We start from the raw sequence: 19,767 nt of genomic DNA, 5'->3' as shown, positions 1-19,767 counted from the left end.
ATGAATCAGTGAGGAGACAAAGGACATGCCGTGGTTGAGACTCGGAGATACCGCAGCAATGCACCCGCGACTCTTGGGCGTCGTCGAGTACGTTGATTTCGACGAACGACTCTTGAATGAGACCTTTGGTTTCCTCGTACGGTGTGCCACCCAGGCCGCCGGTTTCATCACTGACTACGTGGTGGACTTCGGCACGGCCACAGTCATTGCAGGGCCGAGTCGTGTCCGTGATCTTTTGGGCGTCTGCGAGTTCGCTGGTCTCATGCAGCCCATCGACATCGAGGGTCGTCGCCAATGGAAGATCATGGAAGACCCGGAGTTCATCCACATGCGGCTCCAGGAGGAGCTCGAGTGGGAGAAACAGCGCAAGGCTGATAACGGTGATCCTGCGCTCACGATCCAGATCCGTCTTCGCGATGGGGACGCCTGTCGCTACTGCGGAAGTGTGGTGAAGTGGACTGCGCGTAAGGGAAAGATTGCCGGCACTTATGATCATCGAGTCCCTGGTGAAGCTGGGACTTTGGAAACGATGGTCGTCGCATGTGGGTCCTGTAATGCAAAACGCGGGAACGATCCAACGGCCGACCGTATTCTTCCGCCATATCCTGTCCCAGAAGAACCCTACTATTCAGATTCCACGATTGAGTGGATCAATTCTCACCCATGGGCGCAACAGCACGGAATTACACTTGTAACCAAGCGGAGTAAGGACATTCCTCCTGGCCAAGTAGCTCCTTGCCATGCCAAGCATGTCGCCCAGCCAGCGTTGTACCAAGTTGAATTGCGCGAGCCTGACATAGATCCCCGCGCAGATGAAGCTACGGACCGTGGGACTCCGCCGCACCCAGCGGCGCGTGCACCCCGCGTAGCACCTGAAGACACGGCATTGTCCCCCTCACCGGAAACGGTGGCACGTGGGGTCGGCCAATCCAGCGACACAGTCCGAGGGACAGCGCAGTCACCAGCTGCCGCCAGTGCCCGTGTGTCTCAGTCGGAATGCGATCTGGCACTGACGTCTGAAGTTGTGAGCGACCGCTTTGACCCCTCACCGGAAACGGTGGCACGCGGGTTGGCTGACGCTTATTCATCTGCGGCCCGCGGGTCGGGGCTGCGTGCACTCGACGAAGGACACGACGAACCCTTACACAAGATTTCGCCTAGACCAGCGGAAACAATGGATCTGCCAGATCCGGCAGATAATCTGCCGAATAAGTCAGATCCGGCAGATCACCAGTGTGCAAGATCTGGATTTTCCGGGTCGGGACGGGACGGGTCGGGTCGGGCTGGTACTGCAGACGGTGAGGGAAGGAAGCGTAAAGGTTCTTGGACTATTCGAAGTCGGAGGAAGAAGCGGTGATGCTTACCCAGGATGAAGTGTTTATTCTTGAAAAGGCTTTGTTAGAGATTGAGGGTCTTGCTGGTTATCTCGATGATTTGATGGTTCCTTCGGTTCCTCCGTCTGGATCGAATGCGGGTGTGACTGCGACGAAGGGGAAGTCGAAGCCTCCGGTGGTGATCCCTGTGCTGGATATCAAGGATCATGCTGAGGCGGTTGTGTTTGGTTGGTGTTCGTGTTTGTCGGATTCGTTGGGGCTGCCGGTGCCGAGTGAGAAGTCGCTTGCTGTGCGAACCAGATGGTTGCGCCTGGAGCTGGAGTCGGTGCGCGTGTGCGAGTGGGCGTCGGATTGTCTTGAGGAGGTGGTGGCGGAGGCGCGCACGATTCGTGATCTCGTTGATCCGCCGCTGTCTAAGAGGTTGCCGTCGCTTGGTTCGGACGAGCCACGGGCTGTAGCTCGGTTTGATCAGCCGTGTTCGGCTCGGCAGGCAGCGCGATTGTGCGAATCCCGGGGCGTACCGGTCAGCGACCGAACCGTTTCGGACTGGGCGAAGCGGGGGATCATCACGGCCGATGTTGGTGAGCTTGGCACGTGGGAGGTCTATCCCAAAGAAGTGTTTGCAGTAGCGCGGGATAGGTATCGTTTGGGCAGGTCAAGGCTAAGAAAATCCCGACCTTCGCACCCCGGTATGCTACGCTCGCTTTAGCGAATTCCTGGGCCTTCCGGCTCGGGAATTTTTGCTTCTCTCGCGTGATCGGCCTGGGCAGTTAGGGCTAAAGCTTGATCGCAGCAGGGTGCTCTCCTCCCTGCGTTATCGACATCTTGCTGCGTGGGCGTTGATCCCGACGATAGGCAGCTAGTGGGACATGGTGCGAGCGTGCCGAGCGCACCGACGTAATCCCTTGTACATGTGGATCCCCTGCTTTCAACTTTCAATGTTCCCCTTGGGGCGTAGCAGGTGGTGCTGGTTCGAACCCGGCCAAGGGAACTACCGAAGGAGGTGGCTCATGGATACGACGCCTGGTGATCTTCGTGGCGAGAAGCTGAAGATCTATTGGACGAAGGGTGAGGGTTTGGCCAGATGGGCCGAGTCTCCGCATCCGTGGACTACTCTTCGCGCATTGCTCTCGAAACACATGAGCCCCGCGCAGGCGGCGGGCTTGGCGTCGGAGTACTTCAAGGCAGTGTTTGGGATCTGGCCCGGCGAGCGCAAGGGAAAGAACCCAGCAGGAAGAGGCTAGCCATGGAACAGATGCTGCACGTTGTGCCGAACAACGACTACATCAAGCACGATCTGAACACGAACCATTGCGTATGCGGTCCGCGTATCGAGCGTGTCGTGGAAGACGATGGCCAAGTGGGTTGGCTGATCGTTCACCACAGCCTCGACGGTCGCGAGTACCGAGAGCGTGGGCACGTCCCACCGATCGAGCCGGCGCTGTCATGACCGACGGCACGAAGTGGAACACTAAGCGCGCCTATTTGCCTTCGTGGCTTCGACTCAAGATTCTGCGGCGTGACCGGTACACGTGTCAGCGGTGTGGAACTAAGGCCGGTCCCTTCGAGGTCGATCACATCACGGCCGTTGCTTTCGGCGGGACTGACGATGAGAGCAACCTCCAGACGCTTTGCTCCAGGTGCCACGCACCAAAGACACAAGCCGAGAAGATCGAGGGGATCAGGCGTCGAAATGAGCGCCGTCGCCTGCCACAGAAACCGCATCCGGGTCTGAAAGTGTGAGCCGGGGTGGGGGAGGACCCTCGCCGACCGAAATCCGAGCCCGAGACCGATAGCGCCTGACATCTTGTACGGGTTTGAGGGTTTTTGCAGGTCAAAGGGTGTTTTTGAAAATCGAACTTGCCTGTCAGGGTGTGTGACCTGGGGTTTTGCAGGTGGCTCCACAGCCTCCTAGCCGGCATGTGGGTTATGGTTTCTCGAAAGTGAATATAGTGCCAGCTAGAAGTATCTAACCCGTAACGTTTTTGATAGGGTGAAGGCATGTCGAGTTGTTGTGAGCAGTGCGGGGAACGCCTGGAGATCAAGGTCTCCGGGCCCTCTGCTCGCTACTGCTCCGGCAAGTGCCGGCAGCGCGCCTACCGACGCCGGTGCAAGCAGCAGCTGCCCGCGCGCATGCGCCAGCTCGACCGCTGGACAGTCGCAGATGGAAAGCGTCCGGTCACGGCCTGCGGCGCTCCTGCCTCTTCGACGGACGCATCAACGTGGGGCTCGTACGAGCAGGTAAGCTCCCGCCCTCACGGCATCATGCTCGGCGGCGGGATCGCCTGCATTGACCTTGACCACTGCATCAACGGGCGTGGCCAGCTTGCTCCGTGGGCGAGTGAGATCATCAACGCCGCGCCAGGAGCTGTCGTGGAGCGCTCGATGAGCGGGCGTGGGCTTCACGTCTTCGGGTTGCTGCCCGAAGCGCCAGGGCGCAGGCGTGGCCACGCGGAGGTCTATTCGCGAGCCCGCTTCATTCGAACCACGGAGAACATCTATCGGCCGGGACGCCTCGTCGACCTGGAGCCGGCAGTAAAGAAACTCAATGCCCTCGCTAGAGCGGGGGACATTCCGACCTAGGAGGTGAGACATGCCCGGTCCGATCCCCAAGCGCAGCGACCAACGACGCCGCAGGAACAAGGACACCGACGGTGTCAGCACCGTCGTCGCATTCGGCAAGCACGTCGCCACACCTCCGACCGAAGACCGCACCTGGCACATCTACGCCAAGAACTGGTTCCGCTCTCTCAAGCGCTCAGGTCAAGCCCAGTTCTATCAGGAGTCCGACTGGCAAGAAGCCAGAATGGTCGCCTTGCTGATCTCGCTGGAGATGAAGCGTGAGCACGGCCCACGGGCCGGCATGATGGACGTGATCTTCTCCAGAGCAGACAACCTCATGACCACCGAAGGAGCACGCAGGCGTCTCCGCGTCGAACTCCACAACACCAAGGAAATCGACGACACCGACAAGTCAGCCACCGTATCCGTCCTCGCTGCCTACCGAGAGGAGTTCCAGGAGGGAGACTAACCCTTGGCGAAACAATCCGCCGCCGACATTCTCGACACCCTCCCACCAGGACTCCCAAAGCTCACACTCGGCTGGGAAGCACTCGCATGGTCAGCCCGCTACCTCATCCACCCCAACGGCCAGCGCGCCGGGCTGCCGTGGAAGTTCCGCAAACGCCAAGCAAGATTCATCCTCTGGTTCTATGCAGTCGACGAAAACGGCAACTGGCTCTTTGGCGAAGCTCACCGACGCCTCGCGAAAGGATCCGGCAAGACACCGTTCGCAGCGGCCCTCGCACTGATCGAGTTCCTGGCACCGGTAAGATTCGCCGGCTTCGACCCAGACCTTCCCGGTGGGTGCTTCGGCAAACCGGTCCCCATGGCCTGGGTACAGATTTCGGCAGTCTCTGAGAGCCAGACCAAGAACACCATGCGCATGATCCGCGCCATGGTCAACAAAAAGAAGAACCCCAGAATCCACCAGGACTACGACCTAGACGTCGGCAAGACTCAAATCAACGCCGACTCCGACCGCAAACTCGAAGTCATCACATCCTCAGCAGCAACCGCTGAAGGCGGCGAAGCAACGTTCATCGTCGCCGACGAGCTCGAACACTGGACACCAGCCAACGGCGGCACAGAGCTCCACGCGACCCTCATGGACAACCTCGCAAAAACCGGCTCCCGCATGCTCGGAACCATGAACGCCTGGAAACCAGGCATGGACACCGTCGCAGAGGAAATTTTCGAGGCATGGGCCGAGCAATACAACGGCCGTTCCAAAGCAGAACGAGAAATCCTCATGGACGCCGTCCAAGCGCCACCTGACACCGACCTCGCCGACCCAGACTCACTGCGCGCCGGGCTCGAGTTCGTGTACGCAGATTGCCCTTGGGTTGATATTGACTCGATCATGTCGCGTATCTGGACGAAGAACGCGCGTCCAGATGATTCGAAGCGCAAGTTCTTGAACTGGCCGACTGCTGATCTCAATGCTTGGGCTGATCCGAAGGACTGGGCTCAGATGGCGCGCTTCGGTCAGCGGCCTGCACCAGGCACGCAGATCGTGATGTTCTTCGATGGCTCGCTCTCGCGAGACACCACAGCGCTGGTTGGTTGTGAGGTCGAGTCGGGTCACGTCTTTCAGATCGGTGTGTGGGATCCGCACAACAGCCACGATGACGATAACCGGATCGATGTCTTGGCCGTGGACGCAGCTGTGCAGGCCGCGTTCGATACGTGGGAGATTCCCGCGTTCTTCGGAGACGTCCGTGAGTGGGAGAGTTTCACGAAGGTCACGTGGCCTGAGCGGTACAAGGACCAGTTGGAGGTGTGGGCTGTGCCGTCTGGAAACCGAATGGAGGCCATCGCGTGGGACATGCGCTCGAAGACGTTCGACTTCACCAGGGCTTGTGAGCTCACCGAGCGGGAGATCCTGGAGCATGCTTTCACCCATGACGGGTCGGTGGAGCTTACAGACCATGTGCGTAATGCCATGCGTGCTCAGAACCGCTATGGGGTCTCGGTGCGTAAGGAGTCTCCGAACTCGGCGAAGAAGATCGACGCGGCAGTGTGCATGATCGGTGCTCGTATGGTGCGCCGGATTTACCTAGAGCAAGCAGAAAAGACTCACAAGTACGACGGAAGGGCGGTGTTTGTATGAACGAGAAGCAGGTTCTCGACGCGGCGCGTATGCTGCTCGACCAGCACGGCTCGGAGCGTGCACGCTTCGACAAGATCGACGCCGCTATGCGTCCGTGGACGGACGAGGACGCCTCGCAGCGCTTCGACATTCAACGCGAAAACGGATCAAATGCAAAGATGACCCGCAGACTGGTTGGACTGGCGAAGGACTCCCAAGCGCTGTTTCTGCCGCTGGTACTGGACACATTCTCGCAGTCGATGAAGGTCGACAACTACTTCTCCGGCAATCAGGAGACAGCGCGGGCGTGGCAGCATTGGCAGCGTAATTCCATGGATGCGGCTCAAACAGGGATCACCCGTGCAGCGATGCAGTATGGCGCTTCTTTTGCAGTCGTGACGTCTTCCGATCCTAAGGGAAACGAGATCTCCCCGGTCATCAGTGGAGTATCCCCGCGACAAATGACGGCAGTCTATGGCGAGGCGCATGCATGGCCAGGCGAGTCGGGTGTCTCGTCGGAGTGGCCGATCATTGCATTGGAGATCAAAGGCAACCGTCTGAAACTCTACGACGAAGAAGCCGTTTACTACCTCGGTGCACACAAGCTTCCCATCGATCCACTTGCCTGGAAAGAAAAGGAATTCTCTGGGCTTTCAAATCTCAAGCTCATTGAACGTCGAGAGCATCGCGCCGGAGCGGCCCCGGTCGTGCGGTTTCGAGACCGCTGGTTGCTGAACGGTGAGTACCACGGTGGCATGATTGAGCCATTGATGGGCTTGCAGGCTCGTATCGATCGCACGGCCTATGAAATGGGAATTACCCAGTATGTCGCAGCATTCAAACAGAGATACGTTGTCGGTTGGGCTCCCGATAGTGATTACGAAGGTCTCAAGATGAAGGCCCAAGATACCTGGTTCATCAACGCAGATGGAGCGAAAACGAAGATCGGCCAGTTCGATGAATCCGACCTGACTCGCTACATTGACTCTCGCCAGGCCAGTGTCCGTGACCTTGCTGCTATTGCCCAGGTACCAGCTCAGTCTTTGGGTGCCAATGCGATCTCGAACATCTCGGCTGATGGCCTCGCTGCCATGGAGTCCGCGAAGGACCGCAAAGCGGCCGAGATTCAGACGTCGTTGGGTGAATCCTACGAGCAGCTCTTGCGCCTGTGTGCGCATGTTTCCGGGGATACGGAGGAAGCCGCCGACTTTGGTGCTGAGGTGAAGTGGCGCGACGCCACTGCACGATCTTTCGCCCAAACGGTCGACGGCCTCGGAAAGCTCGCTACCATGCTCGGAGTCCCACCGGAAGCACTGTGGGAAGACATCCCAGGGTTTACTTCAGAACGCATCGCGCGAATCAAAGAGAAGTACTCGAACCGTCTGGTACCGCCAGCGACTGACCCTGGCGGCGCCGCGCCGGGAATCTTCTAGCAGGCCATAGGGAGGTGAGACACGATGAGCGTTGAACAACACAAATCCGACAACGAAGAAGCGAAAGCAGTTTTGGCGGCGAGCGTGGCAGCGCTCATTAACGAGCACGGCGTGCCGAACTCTTTCGACGCGATGTGGTCGTTTGTTCAAAACCTGTTGCCGGAGATCCTTTCGGCCCGGCAGACGTTCTATGACTCTGCAGTTCGAGCCATGGGACGTTCCATGGTGAGTAAAGGGCTGGAAGTTTCCCCCGCGCCCATCCGGCCCTATGAAGCGAACGCGGCTTGGAAGCTCCTTGCGCGAGCGCTGGGATGGAACAAAAGGCAGAACCCTATCGATGGGCCGATTACCGAGCTCGATGAAGCAACGCAACGTCAACTCACCGAAAAAGTGATTCCGTTTCCGGAGGATCCTTTTGATGAGGAAGTCGTTGAGCAAGTCACCAGGCGGATCACGGCGGCAGCGATTACGCATGCTCAGCAGGCAGGGCGTGATGCGATTGTCGATACTGCGGAGAAAAACGTGGTGCGGACGGCCGGATCGAAATCGGTCGTGTCCAAAGCGAAGGATGAGCTACCTGAGCCGGCATTGGCACCAGAGCCGGCCTTGGCCGAGGAAACACAGGACAGTGAGGCCGTCGATACCTGGCACCCAGAAACACCAAGCGATGACGAGTACATCGCAGACTACGAAGATAGCGATGGCGTCATCCTCGGTTGGGCCCGTGTGCTCACGGGTGAAGAGAGTTGTTCCTTTTGCGCGATGTTGGCCAGCCGCGGCCCTGTCTATGACAAACAAACAGTACTCACCAAAGGCAACGGTGCGAGGTATCACGACAACTGTGATTGCATCGCGGTTCTTGTTGTTAAGGGACAACATTGGGAAGGCCACAATCAATTCCGGGCGCTCCAAAAACTGTGGAACGAATCGTACGAGACACCGGACAGTGACTCGGGTGACGCCCGCGCGGTGTTCTCCGAGCAGTACAAGCAGATCATCGAGTCCGAGCCTGAGAAGTTCGCCCTTGACGTCCACGAATCAGGAGTACCGGGAGTCAAACTCCCTGAACTCGTTGACAACGACGGCAACAAGATCACAAGCCTCGGATACTTCGGTGATGAACCCGAACCGATCCCGTCCCTGCGAACCTTGATCAAGCATTCGACCTGGGGCTGGAATCGCAACGATCCGCCGATTGATCCAACAAGCACCGAGCGCCGCGGTCACCACCACCAATCGATGCGCAGGAAGGGAAGCTTTTACCCCGAAACATGGGACGATCAACAGATCGCAGACGCCATTGCCTCCACTGTGGCAGACCCGGATCTGGTAGGAAAGAAGCAGTCCGCAGGCAACGCGGAACAAAGGATTGCTGTCAAGACTATCGGTGGCGTCACTGTCAAAGTAAAGTGGACATTAAAAGATGGTCGCGCTATCTCAACCACGGCATATCCAATCGGTGGTCCTGGAGTCGAACGATGGCATAGGAAACAAAGTGCGCGAATATCTGCCGAAGAACTTCAGCGCCATGAGACCGCTGGCTTGATAACTAATCCAAGGAGGAAGCGATGATCTCTGACGACAAAGCGACAGAGATCGCTTTGGAGATCGCCAGCTACCTCCAAGGGACAGATTTCTACCCGGAACTCATCAGCGACATTGATGCCGGAGAAGACGAGTCCGCATGCTTTACAGCAATCGGAAACCTCGGACTCACCAAAACACCAATTCCAGCGCAACTCCTCGACAACGCAGTCGACGTAGTCAAACTCCGATGGGAAAGCGACCCCGACGTGATGCAAGCAATTGATGAGTGGAAACCACTCGTCAACACCATCTAGAGACATTCCACCGAAACCCGGCACCGACCAACAGGTCGCGCCGGGTTTCGTCATTTCCATGGAAAGCAACGCCCACGGTGGGCCAGGTTTTACCACCTGATTCGTTGAGGTTCGATTCCTCTGCTTTCCGCTGACCCCGCACCCAGGCTGGTGGCGGGGTTTATCCATATCCACGACAGCAGACCCAGGAGGTCAACAATGTCTACTCCCGCCACCGACCAAATCCCAGTAGAGCAGCCAGGGCAAGAGCAAGCGCAGCAGACTCCAGTGCAGACGCCGCAGGTTCCAGGTGAACAGCAGGCGACGCAGCCGGAAGATCACAAGGGCTTGTCCGCTGAGGACAAGGACGCGGTGATTGAGAAGCTGCGTAAGGAAAACGCACAGCGCCGTGTTGAGTCGAAGGAGCTTAAGGAACGCGCCCAGAAATGGGATGAGTTCGAAGAGTCCCAGAAGACGGAGCTGCAGCGCGCTACCGAAGCTCAGACCAAGCTCGCGGAGGAAAACGCCCGCCTTCAGGCCGCGAATACTCAGCTGACGCTTGCCACTGCCTATGGCATCAAGGCAGAAGATATCGCGCTTCTGGGCACGGGTACGGCAGAGGAAATGGAAGAGCGCGCCAAGCGCATTCAGGAGCTGTACGGCGCTAGCCAGTCAGCTCCAACCCCACCACCATCGCAGCGTCCACACGAGGGATTCATCCCAGGGACTGGTCAGCGTCAGGACATTCCGGACGACACGTACCCAGCCGGGTGGACGCCTAAGCCACTCCGCAAGAACTAGAGATAAGGATCATTCATGAACATCACCAAGGTTCACTACAACCCCGCGGATCAGGTCACCATCAAGGCAGCAGCTGATCTCGTTGCCGGCCAGTTCGTCGTCATCACCGGCGAGATGGACGGCCGGAACCCCGTCGCCGGCGTCGCTGATGCTGGCGTAGTGCCATTCGGCGTCGCTGCTCACGACTGCCCTGCAGGTGAACACGTCATGGTCTACCGCAGCGGACACATCGTTGACGTCACGGCATCCGCTGCTATCAACGCCGGAGCCAACGTCTCCACTGCATCCGGCGGTAAGGCAGTAACTGCAGCGACCGGCCCGGTGGCTGGCATCGCACTCACCAAGGGCACGGCTGGCAACCCAGTCACCGTGGCACTGACCTAAGAAAGGACACTAAAACATGCTTAACTCTGGCTTTTTCCCAGGCGAAGCACCAAAGGTCTCAGACGGTGGCATCACGGTCTCCTTGATGCTCAAGCAGCCTAAGCGCATCGCCCGCTACATCGCCGATATCACGGCGCTCGGCTTGTTCACCGACCGCATTTTCGCGCACGACTCCGCAGAAGGTGGCGCGATTCTGTTCGACGTTGTCACCAAGAACAGCGCGCTGGCCGACGACCACATGGGAATTATCGCCCCTGGCGGCGCTTACCCAATCGTGGACGCCTCCGATGGTGAGCCGAAGGTCAAGCGAACCAAGAAGATCGGTGGCAAGTTCGGCATGACCGACGAAGCCCAGATGCGCAATGACATGGCTACCATGCAGCGCCGCGCGCAGCGTGTCGCCAACACCATGGTCTACGACATCGACGCTCTCGGCCTCGAGACGCTGACCGCAGCGCTCACCGAGTTCGACTCGGATATCGTCAAGGTCCAGTCCGGTGGCTGGGCGACGATCAACAAGACCGCGAAGTCCGCACAGACCGCTGAGAAGTCCATCCGAGCCGACATCAACAAGGCCCTCGCCGAGGGCAAGAAGACGCTCATGGGCTACAACTACGACCTGCTGTTGCTCAACACCGACGATCGCTTCCAGTTCGACACCGCCTTCGACGATGACGGCCAGGCCGCCAGCTTTGCAGCATCAAAGGGCATCGAGATCCTCGACACCCCTCTGCTCGCGCCGGGTGAGGGCTTGCTGATCGCCTCCGGTGCCGTGGGCACCATGGGTGTTGAGTCTCCGATCCAGTCGACCACCTACCGCGATGAGGATCATGACACCACGTGGACGAAGACCCGCGCACTCATGGCTCATGTGGTCACTGATCCGCTGGCCATGATCCGTATTCAGAACATCGCGGCGTAAGCCCATGGCTGGATACGCAACGGCCGATGACCTCAGGACGCGGTGGCGGCAGTATCCAGCTGACCTCAGCGATGAGATGGCCACGGCGTTGCTCGATGACGCGAGTACATGGCTGTCGGTGACGTTTCCCTCGATCCCGGAGGTCGTAACCGGGAAACTCGCCGACGTGCTGAAGATCGTGGTGTGTGCAATGGCGCGTCGCGCGTTGATCGCTGATGTCTCCGATGGAGCTGACCAGATCACCGATGCTGCTGGGCCGTTTTCGACATCGTTGCACTTCCGAAATTCGGAGGGAAACCTCTTCATCACCGGCCAGGAGCGGGAGATGATCGAGGCGGCCCTGGATTCGGGAGCAGACGACTTCAAGTGCATTTCTGCTGAAGGGTGGTAATTCGTGGCCACCGTCATCGTCGAACGACTCACAGGCGGTAAAGACCGTCATGGTGACCCGCTCGGGCAAACAGTCAGCCACAGTGAGCCAGGCGCTCGCGTGGCATGGGCCGGAGCAACCGAGGATCTAGACCACAAGAGTGTGCTGGTCACATCTCCTACGGTCTACTTCAAGCGCCGCTCTCCCGACATTCGGCGCGGTGACACCCTCAAAGTCCTTGGCCGCGAACTCCGGGTCAAAGACATTCAGCCGTGGGAACACCCACGACGGGAGTCGATCATCATGGGCACGGCCGTGATCTGTGAGGAGATCACCTAGTGGAGGAGCTGAAGTGGGAAGAAGGATGGTGGGCGGACTGGCTGCAAGGCCCCGACGCCGAAGCCCTGATGCACGAAGCAGGGCATAAAGCCATAGAGCTCTTCGAAGCGATGGCGCCGGAAGACTCCGGCTTGCTGGTTGCCTCTGCCGCCGTCGACGTAGACATCACCAAGCCCTACCAAGGAAAAGCTAAACCGCGTTACACAGCGACCCTGCGCGTCGTCGCACCGTATGCTGCCGCGTTTGAATTCGGTTACACCGCCAAGAACGGAAAACAGATCCCTGGCAATCACCTCCTCCGCCAGGTCCTGCAAGCCCTGTCCATCTAGGAGCCCCAATGAAACTGCCGACCGACGTCACACCACGGCCAGACATCGAAGACATCCTCTGCGATCTCTTCGAGAAAAAGGCCGTCGAGATCGACCCCACACCAGTGGTCGTGACCGAGCTCCCGCAGGATTACGAGTTCACCATTCAAGATCGCCCGATCATCACCATCCGTAAAACCACCGGATCCGGCACCACCGATCACCAAGTCGACGCCAGCTTCATTGAGCTCGCCGTGGTGTACCGCACGCGCCGGGAAGCGTGGCAGCTGCTCAACTACTTGGCCGCGTGGCTGTGCTCCTTGGAAGGGCGAGCAGACATGGGGCCAGTTCGGCTTGCCGCGATCGAGGAGATCAAGTCTCCGGTGATGCCGAAATGGGTAGACCCAGAGCATCGCCGCGTCCAGGCGGATTTCCGCATGGACATTCGACGCCCACGCTAGGGCACCACAAATAACTCATGACCTCGCTGGTTATTGGCGGGGTCTTTTCTATGCCCGCTCCTGGCGGGAGAAAAGGAAACAAGCTCATGACTTCTCCAACTCCGCAGCTTTCCCCGACCGACTTCTACACCCTCAAAGACAAGAACGATTCCCTGCTGCTCGCAGCACTGAACGTCGCTGTGCTGATGAAGCCCTACGACGGCAATCACCTTGAGCTTGACGACATCATCGCTTCCGATGGCCAGCTCAAGCAGCTCCCACCAGAGTGGTTCACCTTCGGCGAAATTGAGAAGAAGGCCGGCGTCGATCTTGCGCCGGACATGAAGGTGGAAGGCCCAGAAGGCTACGGTTCCCGTGGCCGGCGCCGCGACTTCATCACCGACGAGTCGTTCTCCATCGACTTCACCGCGCAGGAAACCCGCCTGCGCACCATGGAGGCCTACTACGACCTCGACCGCACCGACATGATTGCCGAGCCAGGTCGATTCTTCGCTAAGAAGCGCCGATCTTCGAAGATCCCAGAATGGTCCACGCTGCTCATCGGCTACGACGGTGAGCCGGGCAAGGAAATCTACCCACTGTGGTACTACCCGAAGACCTCCATGGAAAAGAAGGGCAAGCAGTCCCTCTCTGATTCCAACGTGCTCACCTGGCCAATGACCTTCACTGCAAAGGACGACCCTACCTACGAGTCCCTGTTCGGCTTCGGTATCGCAGGCACGGGATTCACCAAGGAAATGGCCGAGGCAATGGGGATCACCCTCACCGGCGGTTCCGGACAAGCCACCAAGACCGTGACCCTCCCCGCCGGCACGACCGGCGGCACCTGGACCCTGACCGTCGACGGCAAGACCACCGCGCCGATCCCTTACAACGCCGACGGCGCAGCCGTGACATCTGCTCTCGCAGCAGCACAGTCCACCGCCACCGCCCAGGGCTCCGCAGGTGGCCCATTCACCCTCTCTGACGCCACCAACGTCTCCGCCAACGGCAACGCCCTCACCGGCGGAGACACCGCCATCGCAATCAACTAGCGCACACCAGCGCGCCGGGCCGGGGGAGTTCTTGGCAGGTCGCCTCCGGCCCACCCCAGCTTTGTTTTTGACCTGCCTCCTTAAGTCTTGAAAGGACCTGCCATGACCAAGAAGATCGAGACCACAGACCAGTTCGAGGAGTTCCTCGGCCGCGCGAAGAAACTCGCGAAGAAGACCGGAAAGAAGCAGACCAGCTCGGTCACGGATGAGCCGTTCGTGCTGGGCGAAGACTATGGCTTCACTCCGGAGATCAGCATTGAGAAGCCTGTCTTCTCTGACCGATTGACGCTCGCGCAGGCGGCGCAGCGCCAGGACACCATCACCTGCCTGCGGGTGTTCTTCAAGGACGATTTCACGCGCTTCCTGATCTGTATGAACGACATGGGTGATGATGCCGAACTGATCACCTTGGGTGTTGTCCAGGCGCTCTTCGAGCACTTCTACGGCATCGGAGTGGACGACGCTGTCGGGGGTTTTCCTATGTTGTCGATCTGATCAATCGTGCTGGACGTCAAATCCGCTTTGACCTCCACCACTATTTGCAGATCGACCTCGATGACTTCTTCCTGGGCTATCGCAGCTGGGAAACACTTGTCGAGCTCGTCCACATGCTGCCACAAGGCAGTGCGTATTGGGCGGCGGTTGCCGACGATGACGAGCTTGCAGAGCTGGTGATCGACAGTCTGAAACCGAACCCACGTCCACCGCTGCATGGGTGGACGTCACTGCATGAGAGCTTGGCGACGATAGCTGAATTTTGCGAGGCGATTCTCGCCGCGGTCACCAATTCTGATCAACCTTTTCGCGGGCAGCCGCGTCCCGAGAAAGCAATTGAGCGCGTTGAGAAGCGGCGCTTGAAATCTAAAGGCGATGCCTTGCTCCGAATGGTGCTGGGTGATCGTCTTTCGTCGTGAAAGGACTAGTCAATGGCCGAGTATTCAGCTGGTACCGCGTCGATCCAGATTCGGCCAAATCTCAAGGATTTCAAGAAGCGCGCAGAGGCAGAGCTCGCTCAGATCAAGATCTCTTATGGCATCGACATTGAGCCGGAGATGGAGAAGTTTCGCGCGGAGCTAGATGCGGAGCTCTCCAAGCTTCAATCATCGGTCGATGTAGATGTAGACGCTGACACCGCTGCAGCAGCGACCAAGATAGAAGCGCTTACTAAGGAGCGACGTGCAGAAATCCGAGCCGAGGCGGATACTCTCAAGGCTCAAACTCAGCTGGACAGTGCTGCTTCTAAAAGGCGTACGGCAAGTATCAACGCAGAAGCTGATGTTCTCGCGGCAGAAACAAAACTGCAGGTAACAGAGAACAAGCGGCGAATCGCGGAAATCAATGCTGATGCCGACACGATGGCGGCTGAGGCAAAGCTCATGGCAGCAGCTCGTCGCCGTAAGGCTGAAATCGACCTTCAACTCGACGCATCCAGCGTTGCGACTGCACAAGCTGGAATCGCAGCTGTCGGTACTTCTGCGCAAATGGCGTCGGGCAGCGTGGCCATGCTGGGCGCTCAGGCAGCGGGCATCGGCATTCTTGGCGTCGCCGCAATGGGAGTAGTGGGCCCGCTCGCAGCACTGGCTTCTACTGCTATGACTGCGGCGGGCGCGCTTCTTATCCTGCCCTCTGCGGCGGGTGCAGCGGCAGCTGGCATCGCAACCCTAGGCATCGGCCTGTCCGGTATCGGCAAGGCGTTCGGCTCTATGGGGCAGGCCGCTGGCGGTGCCGGGGCTGACACCTCCAAGGCCATGAAGGCAGCTCAGCGCGGCGTGGAGGATGCAGAGCGTGGCATCGTCCAGGCACAGCGCCGAGTAGCAGACGCAGAGCGCAGCGTAGCTGATGCCCAAAAGGCGTCGAAGAAGACGCAGGAAGATCTCAACAAGGCCCGCAAGGACGCTGTCGAAGACCTCCGCGACATGAACCAGCAACTCCGCGACGCTGCCATGGACGAAGAGGAAGCCACCCTCGCTGTCGCGCGGGCCCGGCAGAACCTCATGGAAACCAAGGCCGACCCTAAGGCATCTGGCCTGGATCACGCCGAGGCTGACCTTGCTTACCGAAAGGCTGTGAAGAACCTCGAGGACACCCGAGAGAAGAACAACGAGCTTGCCCGCGACGTCGACGAGGCCAATCGCGCCGGGGTAGAAGGCTCCGAAAAGGTCGTTGCGGCGAAGGAGAAAGTCGAGCAGGCTGCGCGCCGGGAAGAGGACGCACAACGTTCTTTGGCTGATGCTCACGAGTCCGTGGCGTTGGCGCAGGAGCGGCTTGCTGACGCGATGGAAAACCTTGCGACCGCTGGTGGTGGGGCTGCAGGTGGCGTCGATAAGTTCGCTGACGCCATGGCAAACCTCTCGCCGAATGCACGGGCGTTTGTGCTCGCGATGCAGGAGCTCGGTGACGAGTGGAAGGATCTGCGCCTGACGGTGCAGGACAACCTCTTCAAGGGCCTGGGTGATTCCGTCACTCAGCTTGCTCATGTTCAGCTCCCGGTACTCAAGACCGGCCTGTCTGGGATCGCAACCGAGATCAATGGCGGCGTGCGTCAGTCGCTTGAAGCGTTGGGCTCTGATTCCACTGTCGAGGGAATGGGCTCGATGCTGGAGAACTCCCGTCTGGGATTTGCCGGGCTGAATCAGGCAGCGACACCAATCACGCAGGCACTCGTGGATATCGGTGCTGCTGGTTCGAGCTACCTTCCGCAATTGGGCAGCTACCTCGGCGAGGCTGGGGAGAAGTTCGGAAGTTTCCTTACCCAGTCCACGCAGAACGGCCAGTTCGATCAGTGGATCCAGAATGGCATGTCTGCACTGGAATCTTTGGGGCAGACCGCTAGCAGTATCGGCGGTATCTTCTCCGGTGTCTTTGGTGCCGCGTCGGCATCTGGACAGGGTGCTATTGGCCCGCTGAATCAAGTACTCGAGATGGTCAACGGGTTTGTGAACTCGTTCGAGGGCCAGCAGGCGTTGCAGAGCTTCTTCGGGTCAATGACCGACGCGCTGTCCGCGTTGTCTCCGATCTTGGGGACGGCGTTGCAATCGATCGGTTCGACGATCATGCCGGCTATTTCGCAGTTCATCCAGTCCGCAGCGCCAGGTACCCAGTCGCTGATTCAAGGGCTGGCCGATGGCCTATCCGCTCTGGCACCCGCGATGGGGCCACTAGGTGAGGCTTTCGGGGCGATCCTCGGTGCTGTCGCTCCTTTGCTGGAGCCGCTGGGTGCGCTGCTCACGGCAGTGATTCAGCCAATAGCGCAGCACATTACAACGATCTATACCGCGATCCAACCTGTGGTTCAATTGCTGGCTGGTCAGTTGATGCAGGTCGTTCAAATGTTGACGCCGATTCTTGGGCAGATTGTCGGGACGCTCACTGACTTGATGATGCAAATCATCACTGGCTTGGCGCCGTATCTACCGATGATTGTTCAAGCGGTCATGCAGGTCCTTGAGGCGGTGCTTCCGCTGGTGCCAATTCTGCTGGACTTGGTGGTGAATATCATCACGCCACTACTTCCTGCAGTGATGGCACTGGTGCCGGCAGTTGTTTCGGTCGTCCAAGTTCTCGCCAACGTTGTGACGGCTGTGATGCCGGTGATCCAGATCCTGGCTCAGCTGATCGGCATTGTCGCCCAGGTGCTGGCTTCGGTCGTTGGGTTCGTGGCCACGGTGATCGCTCAGTTCATCTCGCTCGCCGCTGGAGTGCTGGTCTCGGTGACGAACCTGATGTCGAGTATCACCTCAGGCTTCTCGAACATGATCGCCTCGGTCATCTCTGCTGCCTTGCAATTCCAGTCTGATTTGATCCAGCGGTTCAACGAACTGTGGGCAAACGCCTCACAATCGTTCAGCGAGGGGATCGGACACGTCCTCCGGATTACGGGCGAGATCAAAGACAAGATCCTGAAAGTCTTTGATGGAGCAGGTGATTGGCTTAAGAACATCGGCTCTTCCATCATGTCCGGACTATTGGGCGGTCTAAAAGACAAGTGGAACGACGTCAAGGAATTCTTCTCCAACTCGGTCGGTTCCTTGAGGTCGCCGTTCTCTCGCAGGTCAGAGGGATCCTACGAAGCAAACGCTCTCGGATCCATCAAGTACTTCGCCGGTGGCGGCGAGAACCACGAACCGCAGTTCGCACCAGCAGGCAGCTACCGCGTCTTTGGTGAGGAAGAGACCGGCGGCGAGCTCTACATCCCACTAGCCGATGACTACCGACGCGGACGCGCGGAAGCCCTGCTTGCAGCAGGTGCCCGCTACTTCGGACTCGAAGTCATAGACCCTGAAACCGGCATGCCATTCGCGCCGGGCTATCAGGGGGATTTGGGGCCGAAGTCTGCCACGTTCTTCGCTGAGGGCGGGGCGACGATCCAGGAGATCGACGACTTCGCCATGGGCGTTGACGGGCAGCCGTATGTGCTTGGTGGACCGTTCTGGGGGGACTGCTCACAGACAGTGTCGATCGTCACGCGGTATGCCAAGTTCGGTGAGAAGCTCATGCAGCGCGCCTTCTCCACGGTCAACGAGGGCCAGGTGCTCATCGATGATTGGGGCTTCTACCCAGGGCTGGGTGACCCGGGCGATCTGCAGGTCGGCTGGTGGGATCAAGGCGGTGGCGTCAACGGGCACACGGCAATGACGACGCCATCCGGTGTTGCTGTCGAAATGGGCGGCTACCCGTCACAGGGCCATTTCGGTGGTAGTGGCGTCGGCGCTGATGATTCCCAGTTCACCAATCATGCGCACCTTCCTCGGGATTTCTTCGAGGAGTTCGTCGTGCCTGATATGGGTGATCTTGGCGATATGCCGGGGCTGACCGACCCGAGGACCAAGGCGTCGGCTCAGCCGCTGCAGGACTTCCGGGCGTCGGACGCTGCGGATCCGATGTCCTACGGCACGACTGAGACGGGGCCGACGTCGCTCTCTGGGATCGCGGGCGAGTTCGCTAAGAACTTCATCTCCGGCCAGGTGAAGGGCGCGCTTGATGTGTTCGGAATTTCTGACGAGATCCCGGCTGTTAAGGCGTACAAGATGTGGGAGAAGACCCAGGCTGAGCTTGGTCGGGGAGGGTCGCGCACGTCGGCGGTGAAGGATATCGCCACGGCGAAGTCCGGTGCTGGTGACGCTTTGGCGCTGGATCCGACGTTGCCGACGAAGACCGTGACCGGCGCCCAGATCGTGGGCTTTGGTGAGGGGTTCGATGACATCACGGCTCCGGCTGGTGACGCCAATATTGGCCATGTCTGGGATCCGACGCAGGGTGCCGAGCAGTGGCGGGGCATGATGGCCGCCGCTATGGACAACCAGGGCTACGGCGGAAATCCTGCCGAGCTTGATGCGTGGGTTCGCCAGATTCAATCCGAGTCCAGCGGTAACCCGGGCATCGCCCAGCAGATCGTCGATGTCAACGGCACTGGCGAAGCTGCAGGCGTGGGGCTGGGGCAGATGATTCCTACGACTTGGGCTGCTTACCGCGACCCGACGTTGCCTGATGATCGTCGGGACCCGTGGGCGATGACGAATGCCATGGTGCGGTATGGGCATCAAAAGTATGGGGACGGCCTGCTTGATGTGATCGGCCATGGTCACGGGTATTGGGCAGGCGGTTCGGTCTGGGGTGCTGGTGGCCCAACTGATGATGCGATCCCGGCGTTGCTGTCGAACGGAGAATTTGTGGTCCGTGAGGCGGCAGCACGGTATGCGCGTCCAATGCTGGAGCGCATTAACTCCCAGCCGGGGCTTGCGCGTCAGATCATGCAGGGTTCACCGGTTACAGCGCAGGCCGCTGGTGCCGGCACGTCGGCTGAGTATCACGTCCATATCCAGACCAACAACCTCGATGAAGGTATGCGTCGCGCAGAGATGTATGGCCGTCAGCGCGTGGGCGCCATCGTCGGGGCGAATAGATAGGAGT

At 59.2% G+C, this 19,767-nt stretch carries 22 protein-coding genes; all 22 read left to right on the top strand.

Annotated elements, in window-relative coordinates:
* Positions 1-25: 25 nt before the first annotated feature.
* The 22 genes from CKALI_RS11265 (at position 26) to CKALI_RS11160 (ending at position 19,763) form a co-directional block, all read left to right on the top strand.
* Positions 26-1,357, top strand: coding sequence for an HNH endonuclease (locus CKALI_RS11265; protein WP_156193440.1), 1,332 nt, complete (start codon positions 26-28; stop codon positions 1,355-1,357).
* Complete coding sequence (locus CKALI_RS11260; protein ID WP_156193439.1) at positions 1,324-2,043, top strand: hypothetical protein; 720 nt, start codon at positions 1,324-1,326, stop codon at positions 2,041-2,043. Before CKALI_RS11265 ends, CKALI_RS11260 begins: the two co-directional genes overlap by 34 nt.
* A gap of 301 nt (positions 2,044-2,344) precedes the next feature.
* A complete protein-coding gene (locus CKALI_RS11255) occupies positions 2,345-2,578 on the top strand; it encodes a hypothetical protein (protein WP_156193438.1) in 234 nt (77 codons plus the stop codon).
* Positions 2,579-2,580: 2 nt separating this feature from the next.
* A complete protein-coding gene (locus tag CKALI_RS11250; protein WP_156193437.1) occupies positions 2,581-2,784 on the top strand; it encodes a hypothetical protein in 204 nt (67 codons plus the stop codon).
* Positions 2,781-3,077 carry an HNH endonuclease gene (locus CKALI_RS12375; protein WP_156193436.1) on the top strand — a complete coding sequence of 99 codons (297 nt, stop codon included), beginning with the start codon at positions 2,781-2,783 and terminating at the stop codon, positions 3,075-3,077. Before CKALI_RS11250 ends, CKALI_RS12375 begins: the two co-directional genes overlap by 4 nt.
* A gap of 258 nt (positions 3,078-3,335) precedes the next feature.
* Positions 3,336-3,917 (top strand): hypothetical protein, encoded by a 582-nt coding sequence (locus CKALI_RS11240; protein ID WP_231580466.1) that lies wholly within the window; start codon positions 3,336-3,338, stop codon positions 3,915-3,917.
* Positions 3,918-3,927: 10 nt separating this feature from the next.
* On the top strand, positions 3,928-4,365 hold the full coding sequence (locus CKALI_RS11235; RefSeq protein ID WP_156193435.1) for a phage terminase small subunit: 438 nt from the start codon (positions 3,928-3,930) through the stop codon (positions 4,363-4,365).
* A 3-nt stretch (positions 4,366-4,368) separates the two neighbouring features.
* Positions 4,369-6,006: a terminase gene (locus CKALI_RS11230; RefSeq protein ID WP_156193434.1), complete on the top strand. Its 1,638-nt coding sequence runs from the start codon at positions 4,369-4,371 to the stop codon at positions 6,004-6,006.
* Positions 6,003-7,418, top strand: coding sequence for a phage portal protein (locus CKALI_RS11225; RefSeq protein ID WP_156193433.1), 1,416 nt, complete (start codon positions 6,003-6,005; stop codon positions 7,416-7,418). The genes CKALI_RS11230 and CKALI_RS11225 overlap by 4 nt, the downstream gene beginning before the upstream one ends.
* A gap of 24 nt (positions 7,419-7,442) precedes the next feature.
* On the top strand, positions 7,443-8,990 hold the full coding sequence (locus CKALI_RS11220; protein WP_156193432.1) for a VG15 protein: 1,548 nt from the start codon (positions 7,443-7,445) through the stop codon (positions 8,988-8,990).
* Positions 8,987-9,259: a hypothetical protein gene (locus CKALI_RS11215; RefSeq protein ID WP_156193431.1), complete on the top strand. Its 273-nt coding sequence runs from the start codon at positions 8,987-8,989 to the stop codon at positions 9,257-9,259. Before CKALI_RS11220 ends, CKALI_RS11215 begins: the two co-directional genes overlap by 4 nt.
* A 198-nt stretch (positions 9,260-9,457) precedes the next feature.
* On the top strand, positions 9,458-10,039 hold the full coding sequence (locus tag CKALI_RS11210) for a hypothetical protein (protein ID WP_156193430.1): 582 nt from the start codon (positions 9,458-9,460) through the stop codon (positions 10,037-10,039).
* Between the two features lie 15 nt (positions 10,040-10,054).
* Entirely contained in the window at positions 10,055-10,423 is a 369-nt protein-coding gene (locus CKALI_RS11205; RefSeq protein ID WP_156193429.1) for a capsid cement protein, read from the top strand.
* Positions 10,424-10,439: 16 nt separating this feature from the next.
* Positions 10,440-11,345 (top strand): major capsid protein, encoded by a 906-nt coding sequence (locus CKALI_RS11200; protein ID WP_156193428.1) that lies wholly within the window; start codon positions 10,440-10,442, stop codon positions 11,343-11,345.
* A 4-nt stretch (positions 11,346-11,349) separates the two neighbouring features.
* A complete protein-coding gene (locus CKALI_RS11195) occupies positions 11,350-11,736 on the top strand; it encodes a hypothetical protein (RefSeq protein WP_156193427.1) in 387 nt (128 codons plus the stop codon).
* 3 nt (positions 11,737-11,739) lie between these two features.
* A complete protein-coding gene (locus CKALI_RS11190) occupies positions 11,740-12,054 on the top strand; it encodes a hypothetical protein (protein WP_156193426.1) in 315 nt (104 codons plus the stop codon).
* Positions 12,054-12,383, top strand: a complete 330-nt coding sequence (locus CKALI_RS11185; RefSeq protein WP_156193425.1) for a hypothetical protein — start codon at positions 12,054-12,056, stop codon at positions 12,381-12,383. Before CKALI_RS11190 ends, CKALI_RS11185 begins: the two co-directional genes overlap by 1 nt.
* A gap of 8 nt (positions 12,384-12,391) precedes the next feature.
* Positions 12,392-12,823: a phage tail termination protein gene (locus CKALI_RS11180; RefSeq protein ID WP_156193424.1), complete on the top strand. Its 432-nt coding sequence runs from the start codon at positions 12,392-12,394 to the stop codon at positions 12,821-12,823.
* An 86-nt stretch (positions 12,824-12,909) separates the two neighbouring features.
* On the top strand, positions 12,910-13,857 hold the full coding sequence (locus CKALI_RS11175) for a hypothetical protein (protein WP_156193423.1): 948 nt from the start codon (positions 12,910-12,912) through the stop codon (positions 13,855-13,857).
* Positions 13,858-13,959: 102 nt separating this feature from the next.
* Positions 13,960-14,352 carry a hypothetical protein gene (locus CKALI_RS11170; protein WP_156193422.1) on the top strand — a complete coding sequence of 131 codons (393 nt, stop codon included), beginning with the start codon at positions 13,960-13,962 and terminating at the stop codon, positions 14,350-14,352.
* 44 nt (positions 14,353-14,396) lie between these two features.
* Positions 14,397-14,771, top strand: a complete 375-nt coding sequence (locus CKALI_RS11165) for a hypothetical protein (RefSeq protein ID WP_156193421.1) — start codon at positions 14,397-14,399, stop codon at positions 14,769-14,771.
* Between the two features lie 12 nt (positions 14,772-14,783).
* Complete coding sequence (locus CKALI_RS11160; protein WP_156193420.1) at positions 14,784-19,763, top strand: hypothetical protein; 4,980 nt, start codon at positions 14,784-14,786, stop codon at positions 19,761-19,763.
* Positions 19,764-19,767 lie beyond the last annotated feature (4 nt).

The sequence above is a fragment of the Corynebacterium kalinowskii genome, assembly GCF_009734385.1.
Taxonomy (GTDB): domain Bacteria; phylum Actinomycetota; class Actinomycetes; order Mycobacteriales; family Mycobacteriaceae; genus Corynebacterium; species Corynebacterium kalinowskii.
This window is presented reverse-complemented; position numbering and strand designations above follow the sequence as displayed.

What these genes read in the sequence shown, in the direction of transcription:
- CKALI_RS11265 (WP_156193440.1), top strand. Translation starts at nt 26, where the DNA reads ATGCCGTGGTTGAGACTCGGAGATACCGCAGCAATGCACCCGCGACTC.
- CKALI_RS11255 (WP_156193438.1), top strand. Translation starts at nt 2,345, where the DNA reads ATGGATACGACGCCTGGTGATCTTCGTGGCGAGAAGCTGAAGATCTAT.
- CKALI_RS11250 (WP_156193437.1), top strand. Translation starts at nt 2,581, where the DNA reads ATGGAACAGATGCTGCACGTTGTGCCGAACAACGACTACATCAAGCAC.
- CKALI_RS12375 (WP_156193436.1), top strand. Translation starts at nt 2,781, where the DNA reads ATGACCGACGGCACGAAGTGGAACACTAAGCGCGCCTATTTGCCTTCG.
- CKALI_RS11240 (WP_231580466.1), top strand. Translation starts at nt 3,336, where the DNA reads ATGTCGAGTTGTTGTGAGCAGTGCGGGGAACGCCTGGAGATCAAGGTC.
- CKALI_RS11235 (WP_156193435.1), top strand. Translation starts at nt 3,928, where the DNA reads ATGCCCGGTCCGATCCCCAAGCGCAGCGACCAACGACGCCGCAGGAAC.
- CKALI_RS11225 (WP_156193433.1), top strand. Translation starts at nt 6,003, where the DNA reads ATGAACGAGAAGCAGGTTCTCGACGCGGCGCGTATGCTGCTCGACCAG.
- CKALI_RS11220 (WP_156193432.1), top strand. Translation starts at nt 7,443, where the DNA reads ATGAGCGTTGAACAACACAAATCCGACAACGAAGAAGCGAAAGCAGTT.
- CKALI_RS11215 (WP_156193431.1), top strand. Translation starts at nt 8,987, where the DNA reads ATGATCTCTGACGACAAAGCGACAGAGATCGCTTTGGAGATCGCCAGC.
- CKALI_RS11210 (WP_156193430.1), top strand. Translation starts at nt 9,458, where the DNA reads ATGTCTACTCCCGCCACCGACCAAATCCCAGTAGAGCAGCCAGGGCAA.
- CKALI_RS11205 (WP_156193429.1), top strand. Translation starts at nt 10,055, where the DNA reads ATGAACATCACCAAGGTTCACTACAACCCCGCGGATCAGGTCACCATC.
- CKALI_RS11200 (WP_156193428.1), top strand. Translation starts at nt 10,440, where the DNA reads ATGCTTAACTCTGGCTTTTTCCCAGGCGAAGCACCAAAGGTCTCAGAC.
- CKALI_RS11195 (WP_156193427.1), top strand. Translation starts at nt 11,350, where the DNA reads ATGGCTGGATACGCAACGGCCGATGACCTCAGGACGCGGTGGCGGCAG.
- CKALI_RS11180 (WP_156193424.1), top strand. Translation starts at nt 12,392, where the DNA reads ATGAAACTGCCGACCGACGTCACACCACGGCCAGACATCGAAGACATC.
- CKALI_RS11175 (WP_156193423.1), top strand. Translation starts at nt 12,910, where the DNA reads ATGACTTCTCCAACTCCGCAGCTTTCCCCGACCGACTTCTACACCCTC.
- CKALI_RS11170 (WP_156193422.1), top strand. Translation starts at nt 13,960, where the DNA reads ATGACCAAGAAGATCGAGACCACAGACCAGTTCGAGGAGTTCCTCGGC.
- CKALI_RS11160 (WP_156193420.1), top strand. Translation starts at nt 14,784, where the DNA reads ATGGCCGAGTATTCAGCTGGTACCGCGTCGATCCAGATTCGGCCAAAT.